Annotated in this window: 8 protein-coding genes; 6 read left to right on the top strand and 2 right to left on the bottom strand. The window is 37.8% G+C overall.

Translation table 11 applies throughout. The annotated features are described in order from the left end of the window. Window positions 1-264: 264 nt before the first annotated feature. Window positions 265-1,665, top strand: coding sequence for a M28 family metallopeptidase (locus FNN09_RS20385; RefSeq protein WP_143304341.1), 1,401 nt, complete (start codon window positions 265-267; stop codon window positions 1,663-1,665). A 24-nt stretch (window positions 1,666-1,689) separates the two neighbouring features. Here FNN09_RS20385 and FNN09_RS20380 read toward each other — a convergent pair whose 3' ends face one another. Next, window positions 1,690-2,130 (bottom strand): methionine-R-sulfoxide reductase, encoded by a 441-nt coding sequence (locus FNN09_RS20380; protein ID WP_143304340.1) that lies wholly within the window; start codon window positions 2,128-2,130, stop codon window positions 1,690-1,692. Window positions 2,131-2,497: 367 nt separating this feature from the next. On the opposite strand from FNN09_RS20380, the gene FNN09_RS20375 reads away from it, so the two are divergent. The 3 genes from FNN09_RS20375 (at window position 2,498) to FNN09_RS20365 (ending at window position 6,307) form a co-directional block, all read left to right on the top strand. Continuing rightward, window positions 2,498-3,370, top strand: coding sequence for an electron transfer flavoprotein subunit beta/FixA family protein (locus FNN09_RS20375; RefSeq protein WP_143304339.1), 873 nt, complete (start codon window positions 2,498-2,500; stop codon window positions 3,368-3,370). Window positions 3,371-3,423: 53 nt separating this feature from the next. Next, complete coding sequence (locus tag FNN09_RS20370) at window positions 3,424-4,443, top strand: electron transfer flavoprotein subunit alpha/FixB family protein (RefSeq protein WP_143304338.1); 1,020 nt, start codon at window positions 3,424-3,426, stop codon at window positions 4,441-4,443. Window positions 4,444-4,594: 151 nt separating this feature from the next. Continuing rightward, on the top strand, window positions 4,595-6,307 hold the full coding sequence (locus FNN09_RS20365; RefSeq protein WP_143304337.1) for an acyl-CoA dehydrogenase family protein: 1,713 nt from the start codon (window positions 4,595-4,597) through the stop codon (window positions 6,305-6,307). A 299-nt stretch (window positions 6,308-6,606) separates the two neighbouring features. On the opposite strand, the gene FNN09_RS20360 is transcribed toward FNN09_RS20365, so the two are convergent. Then, on the bottom strand, window positions 6,607-7,254 hold the full coding sequence (locus FNN09_RS20360) for a hypothetical protein (protein WP_143304336.1): 648 nt from the start codon (window positions 7,252-7,254) through the stop codon (window positions 6,607-6,609). 786 nt (window positions 7,255-8,040) lie between these two features. Here FNN09_RS20360 and FNN09_RS20355 point away from each other — a divergent pair. Both FNN09_RS20355 and FNN09_RS20350 read left to right on the top strand, forming a co-directional pair. Next, window positions 8,041-8,424: a hypothetical protein gene (locus FNN09_RS20355; protein ID WP_143304335.1), complete on the top strand. Its 384-nt coding sequence runs from the start codon at window positions 8,041-8,043 to the stop codon at window positions 8,422-8,424. Between the two features lie 296 nt (window positions 8,425-8,720). After that, window positions 8,721-10,286, top strand: a complete 1,566-nt coding sequence (locus FNN09_RS20350) for a DUF1254 domain-containing protein (protein WP_143304334.1) — start codon at window positions 8,721-8,723, stop codon at window positions 10,284-10,286. Window positions 10,287-10,599: the final 313 nt, after the last annotated feature.

Raw genomic sequence — 10,599 nt, 5'->3', positions numbered from 1 at the left:
TTGATTATAGGGCTTGAAATTGATTTGTTTCATGCTTTTAAGATACTAAATATCAGGCACATGAACAAACTAACTCAGCTGTAATCAATTGATTATGAACGAAAAAAGAGGGAATCCGTTTTTGGACACCCTCTTTTTTTATGGAATATGGAATGGTTTTAAATAGGATTATAATATTGTTTAATAATTAAAAAACTTGCTATTTTCGGTCTTCCTAACTAATGTATAGGATAATTAGTCTTAACCTTTAATACCCTACTACCGATGAGAAAGCTATTTGTTTTCCAAATTCTTGTGTTCTGTCATCTTATCAACGCTCAGGTTACCGAGCAAGTCATTAAAGATCATGTTTATTTTTTATCGTCTGCCGAACTAAATGGGCGAATTGCCAGTACTCAAGGAGGTCACTTGGCCGCTGAGTATATTGCAGAAAATTTCAAATCCTCAGATTTATCTGAGTTTAGCGACTCAACAGCGTATTATCAATACTTTTCCAGAAGTAGAAAGATACCGATGCCATCTATTTTGTCAAATGGGGTTGATACATTTTTAGTTGCTCATCTTAATAAAGAGAAGCATTTGGTTGATAGTGCGAGTATTACAATTGTAGATGATGTGAAAGCAGATCAGCATAAAAATGAAAACGTTTATCTTAAGATACATGCAGAGACTTTTGATGACGGCCTTCAAAGAATTAAGGAGTCTGCAGATGCAAGAGGCAACTACGGATATGTTCTATTGCTATCCAATAAACGAAAAAAGCGTTTTAAGATAAACCTGGAGAGTTTGAAGAAGTCTAAAAGTGCACATGAAGTTTATATACTTACTAACTACCTGCATTATGCTCACAATAAGGAGGAGTGTGATGATTATTTACAGGCCTATGATCAATTTAATATTTTAGTGGCAAGTGAATCAAGTGTATCAAAACTACTTGTGAACAACAACACCGAATTGCATATAACTGAAAAGCCTGATTCTCTGAGTGTGAAGACATTTAAAAATGTAATCGCTAAAATAGAGGGAACACAGCCTAACCAACCAGCGCTTGTTTTTTGTGCTCATTACGATCATGTGGATTCTTTATACTCCAGAAAAACAAAGGGAGTGGCTGAAACTGATTTCTTTCCTGGTGCAGATGATAATGCTTCAGGTACAGCAGCTGTTTTAGAAATTGCAAGCAGATTAAAGGGAGCCGATTTTCAGCCGGAGCAAGATGTTTATTTCTGTTTATTTGACGCCGAAGAGTTGGGTTTATATGGATCGCGGTATTTTGCCAAAGAAATAGGACAGGATATTGGACTCGTTATAAACATGGACATGATTGGGCGTGACAAGAAAGATAGGAAAAGTTGTAACGATGTTGTATTTGCAAAAGGACAAGGGAAAGAGGGTAAGGATTTCATCAGAAGTTTTGATAAGTATGCAAAGCAAAATTCCGATTATTTAAAGATTCGAAGGTTCGATCCTGAATTATTCCTTCTGATTGTTGGATACCCTTCTGATCAAGCGAGCTTCAGACCGCAATCAGATGCCTCGGTCTTTTACACTGGTTTGCATAAGGATTATCACACTCACAATGACACACCTGATAAAATCAATTATAAAAAGCTTACTGAGTATGTTAACCTAATGAGCGATTATCTTTTGCAAAACTGGCAGTAATATCTTCATTTACCTGTTGCTAAGCTACTGCTCTTTTGCCGGCACAAATTTTAAGGAAATAGAATTAACACAATGGCGCGTGTTTTTATCAGTGAAGCCTTCGCCGATGAAGACATGCCCTAAATGTCCTTTACATTTGGTGCAAATGATTTCTGTTCGGCGTCCGTCAATATCAGGTATGCGTGTTACGGCATCTTTTATTTCATCATCGAAACTTGGCCAGCCACAATTTGAATCAAACTTATCGCTTGAATAATAAAGAGGTGCATCGCATTGCTTACAGATGTATACTCCCTTGGCTTTGTGGTTGGTGTATTCGCCAGTGTAGGGGTATTCTGTACCTTTATTTAAAATAACCCGTTTTTCTTCTTCGTTAAGTTTGTTAAGCTTTAATTTACTTGAGTCCTGCGCCATAATATTTGAACTTACGATTGCTAATAGCAGTATGAGTATGAATTTATCCATTATATTCAATTTTACATTAAGCTATGGAGTATAAGGGTGTTGTATTGGTCGTTTTTTTCAGTAAAACCTTACAGACCTATACGTTACTTAAACTCATTTTAAATAGAGCAAAACTATTTCCTTTTTGTTCAATATTGCATGTATAGGCTCTGTTGAGTCGAAAAAGAAGGTGAAGGACTTCTAAGGTTCAGTAAATGTGTGTGGTAAAGGGTTTGTGTGGTCTTGTAAAAAGAGTATTTCAAACTTTTAAAAACTAAACAAAATGACGTATTGCGCACATAATCAGGGTGATGTAAATGTCTTTGTTAATTGAACTGTTTTTATATATTTGTCATCCGATAATAATTCTTTACCAAAAATTGAAGCAATGGGATTAAAAATTGTAGTTCTTGCGAAGCAAGTACCTGATACCCGAAATGTAGGCAAAGATGCCATGAAAGCTGATGGGACAGTGAATCGTGCGGCATTGCCGGCTATCTTCAATCCTGAGGATTTGAATGCCCTTGAGCAAGCCTTAAGATTAAAAGATAAATACCCGGGTACAGAAGTAACTATCTTAACGATGGGACCCGGTCGTGCAGCGGATATAATTCGTGAAGGTCTATATAGAGGAGCAGATAATGGTTATTTATTAACAGACCGCGCTTTTGCCGGTTCTGATACATTGGCTACTTCATACGCTATTTCATGCGCCATTAAAAAAATGGATGAGTGCGATTTAATCATCGCTGGTCGTCAGGCTATTGATGGTGATACAGCGCAGGTAGGACCACAGGTTGCTGAAAAGTTAAACTTGCCACAGGTAACTTATGCTGAGGAAGTGCTTTCAGCTGAGAAAAAGAAAATCGTTATTCGTCGTCGTTTAGAGCGAGGTGTTGAAACGGTTGAAATGCCTTTACCAGGTGTTATTACGGTTAACGCCAGTGCACCCGACTGCCGTCCGCGTAACGCCAAGTTATTGATGAAATTTAAGCATGCCAAGACCATTACTGAGCGTCAGAGCGAAGCTGAAGATTACATCGATTTAACAGCCGATCGTCCTTATTTAAATATTGAGGAGTGGAGCGTTAATGATATCGAAACCGATACCAAGTGGTTAGGTCTATCAGGTTCTCCTACTAAAGTTAAGAAAATCGAAAATGTGGTGTTCCAGGCTAAAGAAGCCAAACGTTTAACACCAGCTGATGAGGAAATTGATGAGTTGATGAAAGAGCTTATCGCTAACCATACCATCGGTTAATGTTTTAATAAATTGTTTAACACCAGCCGGTAAAACGGTTAAAATTCGAGAAAATGAATAACATATTTGTTATATGCGAAATAGAGGAGGGAAAGGTAGCCGATGTCAGTCTTGAATTGATGACAAAAGGTCGTTCCCTTGCCAATGAATTAAATTGTAAGTTAGAGGCTTTAGTATTAGGCCATAACTTAAAAGGTGTGGAAAAAGAGTTGTATCCATATGGTGCCGATGTTGTACATATTGGTGACGACGAGCGCTTGGATCCTTATACAACACTTCCTCACACAAGTATTATTGTTGATTTATTTGAAAAAGAGAAGCCGCAGATTGCCTTATTAGGTGCTTCTACTTTTGGTCGTGACCTTGGTCCACGAGTGTCATCAGCATTAGTAAGTGGTTTAACTGCCGATTGTACATCTCTTGAAATTGGCGATCACGAGGACAAAAAAGCCAAGAAACAATACAAAGACTTATTATATCAGATTCGTCCTGCTTTTGGTGGTAACATTGTTGCAACCATTATCAACCCGGATTGTCGCCCACAGATGGCTACTGTTCGTGAAGGTGTGATGAAGAAAGAGATTTACGATGCTACTTATAAGGGCAAAGTAAATAAGATTGAGGTTGATAAGATTTTGAAGCCTGAAGACCTAGTGGTGAAGATTATTGAGCGCCACATGGAGAAGTCAAAGGTTAACATCAAGAATTCATCAATAATTGTTGCTGGTGGATACGGTGTTGGTTCAAAAGAGAACTTTGAAAAACTGGAAGAATTAGCTCACGTACTAGGTGGTGAAGTTGGTGCTTCGCGTGCTGCTGTTGATGCTGGTTATGCCGATCACAACCGTCAGATTGGTCAAACAGGTGTTACTGTTCGTCCTAAGTTGTACATCGCTTGTGGTATCTCAGGCCAAATTCAGCACACCGCTGGTATGGAAGAGTCAGCTATGATCATTGCCATTAACAATGATCCAAATGCACCAATCAATAAAATTGCCGATTACGTTATTACTGGTGATGTTGGGGTAGTGGTGCCTAAGTTAATTAAGTTCTATAAGCAGAACACAAAGTAATGGTTAATGCATACTAGAAATTATTAATGATGAATGTATAATGGTTAATTAATCACTAATCATTAATATTTAACCATTAACAATTGACCATTAAATTAAATTATTGTTGGATCAGAATTCCGATATTTCGGGACTCAAAATAAAAAACAAAATGGCAAATTTTTTCACAGATAATCCGGACTTAAAGTTCCATTTGGAGCATCCGTTGATGAAGAAGATTGTTGCTTTAAAAGAGCGCAATTTTGCTGATAAAGATAAATTCGATTATGCACCCATGGACTTTGAAGATGCCATGGATAGCTACGAAAAAACATTAGACATTGTAGGCGAAATTTGTGGCGACATCGTTGCTCCAAACGCTGAAGGTGTGGATCAGGAAGGTCCTCACATTGTCAACAACGAAGTAGTTTATGCCAAAGGAACTCAGGAAAATCTGGATGCCTTGGTAAAAGCTGGTTTGATGGGAATTACCTTACCGCGTAAGTACGATGGTTTGAACTTTCCAATCGTTCCTTATATTATGGCTGCTGATATTGTATCGCGTGCCGATGCTGGTTTTGTGAACATTTGGGGATTACAGGATTGTGCTGAAACAATCAATGAATTCGCTGATGACGACCAAAAGGAACGTTTCTTAACACGTGTATCGCACGGTGAGACCATGGCTATGGATTTAACAGAGCCAGATGCTGGTTCTGACCTTCAGGCTGTTCAGTTAAAAGCTGAAATGAAAGATGGTCAGTGGGTGTTAAACGGTGTGAAGCGTTTCATTACCAATGGTGATGGTCATATTGCATTGGTATTAGCTCGTTCTGAAGAAGGAACACAAGACGGACGTGGTTTATCTATGTTTATCTACGATCGCAGTCATCAGGCTGTTATTGTTCGTCGTTTAGAGAATAAAATGGGTATCAAAGGTTCGCCTACGTGTGAATTGGTATTTAAAGATGCTCCTGCTGAGTTGGTTGGTTCACGTAAAATGGGATTGATCAAGTATGTAATGGCATTAATGAACGGTGCTCGTTTAGGTATCGGTGCTCAGTCGATTGGTGTGAGTGAGGCCGCTTATCGCGAGGCTTTAGCCTATGCTAAGGAGCGTGAGCAGTTTGGTAAGCCTATTATCCAGTTCCCGGCTGTATACGAGATGCTAGCAACCATGAAAGCAAAGTTAGACGCTGGCCGTACATTGTTGTATGAAACATCGCGTTATGTTGATGTATATAAAACATACATGCACATTTCTGAAGAGCGTAAGCTTGACAAAGAAGAACGTAAAGAGATGAAGCGTTACCAAAAGTTAGCTGACTTCTTTACGCCACTATTGAAAGGTATGACATCGGAGTACAGTAATCAGTTAGCTTACGATGCAGTACAAATTCATGGTGGTTCTGGTTTTATGAAGGATTACCCAGTAGAGCGTATTTATCGTGATGCACGTATTACATCTATCTACGAAGGAACAACGCAGTTACAAGTTGTAGCAGCTATCCGTGGTGTAACAACTGGTGGTTACCTTGATCGTATTCGTGAATTCGAAATGATGGAATTAAAGCCTGAGTTACATGCTTTACGCCGTACATTAATTGGTATGACAGAAGAGTATGACCGTGCTGTTAAGGCCGTTGTAGCTGTTAAAGATCTTGAGTATGTTGATTACCAGGCTCGCCGTATGGTAGAGATGGCTGGTAACATTGTAATGGGTTACCTATTGTTGCACGATACACAGCGCGATGATAAATTCAAGACCTCAGCAGAGATATTTATTGCACGAGGTAAAGCTGATAACCATGCAAAAGCTGGTTTCATCTTTGAATCATCAATTGATGACCTTGGGTTTTATAAGCCTGATTTAGCAGATGCTTAATAGCAATTAGATATAAATTAGAAAGGCTGCTTTGTTACGAAGCAGCCTTTTTTGTGTTATAAAAGAAACAGATGTCATCACTTTGAGTGATGACATCTGTATTTTTACTAATTAAGTATCCTTTTAGTCGTAAACTTATGTAACCCCATATTTCAATCGCCCATTTTTATTTACAGGGTTTTTTTTGTTATCAACTGATAATTAATATTAAAGGAAATATCTTGCTTATTCTCTATTCACCTTGTTTTAAGCGCCTTGTAAATAAGTCTTGATACTAAAATCTAACGATCAATTGATAACTACGACGGACTAATAATACCCATCATCTCGAGGTACTGAGGCTGTCCAGCCAATGCCAGGCGGGCAATCTCAATATAGTCAGAGTACCAGTCTTGCAAGTCATCAATGGCCTTGTCGCGTGCTTTGGTGGCATCCTGCGCTTCGCCCATTTCCTTTTTTCGAGTGGCCAGATTTTCTTCTACTTTTGTAACCAATTGATGGCCAACTTCGAGCTTCTCACGTGTTTGGCCGAATTCTGACATTTTCCCTAAGGCATTTTCATCATTAAGTAGGTTGGTATATAGTACATTGGTCTGTCCCAACCAGCCCGATATGCTCTGTTTGCGTTTTCCTTTTAAGGCCAGCTGAGTCCAGTATTTAATATCGTCTCGAAATGCGATACGAGCTACTTTCAAGTGGGGGATGTAAACAGCATTGGCTGCTTCTATACTCTTGTTTAAAGTTTCAGTAGCGGCTAATTGTTCACCATTCTCTTTTTGTTGTGTTTTGTTCAACGAATTGGCAGTACTCCATAAGCTTTCACCTACGGCCATGCGTTCGGGGGTGTAACCATATTCGAGTAACAGCGCCGCTAAAGCTGGCTGATTTTTACCGTTGTTGATGGCAACACCGGATTTGCTGATTAATTCATCAATAAATTTGCTCATTGTGTTTGTTAATTAAGTTATAGGCGATTGGTTATCATTTAATTCATTCTTTTAGGCGAAACACCATGTTCAAATGCTGTATTCCGCTTTGTTTTATCAGAAGACTGTTGATTAATAACTGTCGGCGTCAATTTTTTCGCTCAATCTCACTAAATATTTGGTAAAGACTGCAAAGAAATGACTCCAGCCCATTCGTAAATGACATAATCCCGCTTAGAAATCAATAAAGATCGCCTGCAAACCATTCATGCCCACATAAATTTTGTAGACGACTGGTATTTTGTCATTCCAACGGGGGATTGTATGATTTCGGGATGGTATTTTGTCATTCTGCAATGGGAATATTTCAAAAAATGATGGTCAGCCCTTATTTACAAGGCATTGTTTAACAGTTAAAACTGATGGTGTGTGATGATTTTTGGAAAATATATTATTCGGGAATAGACAAGGGGAGATGTTCGGGTTTTTCTTCATGATTTTGGTTTGTATACTTACGTTAGAGTAAAGTTGATTGTGTAAGCGCAGCAAATTATGAATAGAAAATAAAATAATCTAGTGTTGATGATAATATAGAATTACTTTAAATAATAAATAGAGATGCTTAAGGTTGGTGGGATTTCTAACATGTAAGCAGAATGCTTCAATAATAATGCCTTATAAGGGATGTATCATTGCATTAAACTTTTTCTATATTTGAAATAACATGCATTGCATGTTAAAAAGAAGTTGGCAGCAAGCGAAATTCACACAATTCATAAAAATGAAGATTAAATAAGGTTTTTGGGAATGGATTTATTTGAGAACAAAAACGATTTTAAGAATTTGAAATATTGGATTCCAATATTGGTTATTGGCTCAATTTTAATGGTGTTTGGACTAAATAAAATAACCGATAATGTTTTTGAAGAATATCCATTATTGAAAAGCAATGAATCTATACATGGTGTTGTTCTGGACAATAAAGATTATAAAAGCACAACTTTAATTATTTTTAAAGACAGTACTTATAAAAGCGTAATGGCTTATAACTGGACTCTGAAAAAAACAGCACTGTATTTGCATCTCGAAAACGGAGACTCAATTTCATGCGAACCAAATTCAAAGAAACTAATATTATTCAAAAAGAATTCAGGAAATGCTATCGACTTTGAAGTAGAATATTTAGAATAATAAATGCCAGCTGCCAACAAACCGCTATAGTGCAAAAGGCGTTTAGCGGGTTTTGGAAAGTTATTAGCCACGGTCAACACCGCCAAATCGCTGATTTGGCTTTAGAAATGAAAAGTTAAAAACCAATACAACGCTTTGGCTCCGCTCTTTTTGGAAAGTTAGTAAGGTTAATTCGCCTTACGCACCATGCGGCAGGCCGTTAGCAATTATTATGAGAGAAAGCCCTGTTTCAACAATTAGTATTATGTATTTGTTATTAAGTGAATTATTGATTAGAAACTACAAAAACAAAAAACATGAAAAACTACATTTTGTCAGCAGTGCTACTTTCTATTCTAGTAGGTTGTAGCTTTGAAAACCAGCAAGAAAGTAATAAGACTCAAAAAACTCCTTCTACTTATTCACAAAGTACAGAAATACCAAGTGGCATAACAACACCCAATGAGGTTGAATCGTCTATTGGCACATTAAAATTTATAGATGGTGCTCCTTACCCTGAAACAGCAGAATTGGTATATGAAAATTTAGACCGAATGAGAGGTGTCGATGTTTTTCTTAAATCGATACCAGCAGCATCAATTCGAGGTTTAATTTCTGGTTCAGAATCTATAGGAGGCAACAACCTTAATAAGGTAATGATTATGGATAAACTAATGGATTCTAAACCATTATTCCTAACAGGTAACACTTCAACACTTTACGCTATGCCAAATTTCGATCTTAAAAAATATGGCCCTACAGTATTAGAAGTTCCTCCTGGAATGCTTGGTGCATTGAATGATGCCTGGTTTAGATATATTGCAGATGTTGGACCTTTTGGACAAGATAAAGGTAAAGGAGGTAAGTACTTGGTACTACCTCCAGGGTACGAAGGTGAAATACCTGAAGGGTATTTTATTGTAAAATCACCGACTTATAAAATTTGGACACTTTTAAGAACTTCTATTGCAGATGGTGTTGATGTAACAGCAAAAAGAGTTAAAGAAGGATTAAAAATGTATGCATTAAGCCAAAAAGACAATCCACCTAAAATGGAGTGGATTAGTGGAAGTAATAAAGCTTGGAATACAGTTCATACAAATGATTATTCGTTTTACGAACACGTTGCAGAGGTTATTCATTATGAGCCAATAGATTTTATTAGTCCTGAAATTAGAGGTTTGCTTGCTTCAATTGGAATTGAAAAAGGGAAACCATTTGCACCAGATGCACGAATGAAAAGAATACTAACAGATGCGGTTGCCATTGCAAATGCCACAGCACGTTCAATTGTATGGTATCCTCGTACAAGTGGCAGTGTTGATAATATGAATGGCATTCAGGTATACCCAGGCCAGAACAGTGCTTGGCAAATGGGGTGGGTAGATAAGAATGTGTTCTTCTCCGGGAAAGATGGCTTTACCATGAATAGTGATGCCAGAGTTATGTTTCATTATCCTTTTACCGTTGTTACTCCTGCTATGGCTGTAACTATTCCTGGAAAGGGTTCTGACTATGCTATTGCCCTTGTTGATGCAGATAAACTTCCATTTGACGGTAGTAAAGTTTACAAATTAAATGTTCCTGCAAATCCTCCAGCAAAAGATTTTTGGGCAGCAACAGTTTATGATGCACAAACACGTTCTCAACTTCAAACAGACCAAAAATTCCCAACTCTTGGAAGTCAATCGGATGGAATAAAATTGAACGAAGATGGTTCTTGTGATTTGTATTTTGCTCCTGAAAGTCCAGAGGGTTACGAGAATAATTGGATTCAAACAATCCCAGGAAAGAGTTGGTTTGTTGTCTTTAGAATGTTTGGTCCTGAACAAGAATGGATAGATAAAGAATGGAGACCTAGCGAAGTGGAATTAGTAAAATAACAATTGCTAACACGCTAGTATAAAGCACTTGGCATTCGTGAGCATTTGGACGTTAAACCAGGTAACCGACCACTGCCAAATCTTTGATTTGGCTTTTGATATGAAAAGATAAAAACAAATCAAAGATTTGGCTCAGTGGAGTTTTAGAAGGTTTGGTTCGTTAAATCGCCAAACGCTTCATCGTGTGCCGAGAAGTAGTGAACGGCAAAATATTCACTACATGCTGTAAATTGAGATGGTGGAAACCAGTTGTAGGGTTGAGCCACTGAGGTCGTCTTGCAGGAGGAGGCTTCAAACCGCCCAAAGGTGCTTT

Origin of the sequence: Carboxylicivirga sp. M1479, assembly GCF_007097485.1 — a bacterium.
Lineage (GTDB): Bacteria > Bacteroidota > Bacteroidia > Bacteroidales > Marinilabiliaceae > Carboxylicivirga.
This window is presented reverse-complemented; position numbering and strand designations above follow the sequence as displayed.

What these genes read in the sequence shown, in the direction of transcription:
- FNN09_RS20385 (WP_143304341.1), top strand. Translation starts at nt 265, where the DNA reads ATGAGAAAGCTATTTGTTTTCCAAATTCTTGTGTTCTGTCATCTTATC.
- FNN09_RS20380 (WP_143304340.1), bottom strand. Translation starts at nt 2,130, where the DNA reads ATGGATAAATTCATACTCATACTGCTATTAGCAATCGTAAGTTCAAAT.
- FNN09_RS20375 (WP_143304339.1), top strand. Translation starts at nt 2,498, where the DNA reads ATGGGATTAAAAATTGTAGTTCTTGCGAAGCAAGTACCTGATACCCGA.
- FNN09_RS20370 (WP_143304338.1), top strand. Translation starts at nt 3,424, where the DNA reads ATGAATAACATATTTGTTATATGCGAAATAGAGGAGGGAAAGGTAGCC.
- FNN09_RS20365 (WP_143304337.1), top strand. Translation starts at nt 4,595, where the DNA reads ATGGCAAATTTTTTCACAGATAATCCGGACTTAAAGTTCCATTTGGAG.
- FNN09_RS20360 (WP_143304336.1), bottom strand. Translation starts at nt 7,254, where the DNA reads ATGAGCAAATTTATTGATGAATTAATCAGCAAATCCGGTGTTGCCATC.
- FNN09_RS20355 (WP_143304335.1), top strand. Translation starts at nt 8,041, where the DNA reads ATGGATTTATTTGAGAACAAAAACGATTTTAAGAATTTGAAATATTGG.
- FNN09_RS20350 (WP_143304334.1), top strand. Translation starts at nt 8,721, where the DNA reads ATGAAAAACTACATTTTGTCAGCAGTGCTACTTTCTATTCTAGTAGGT.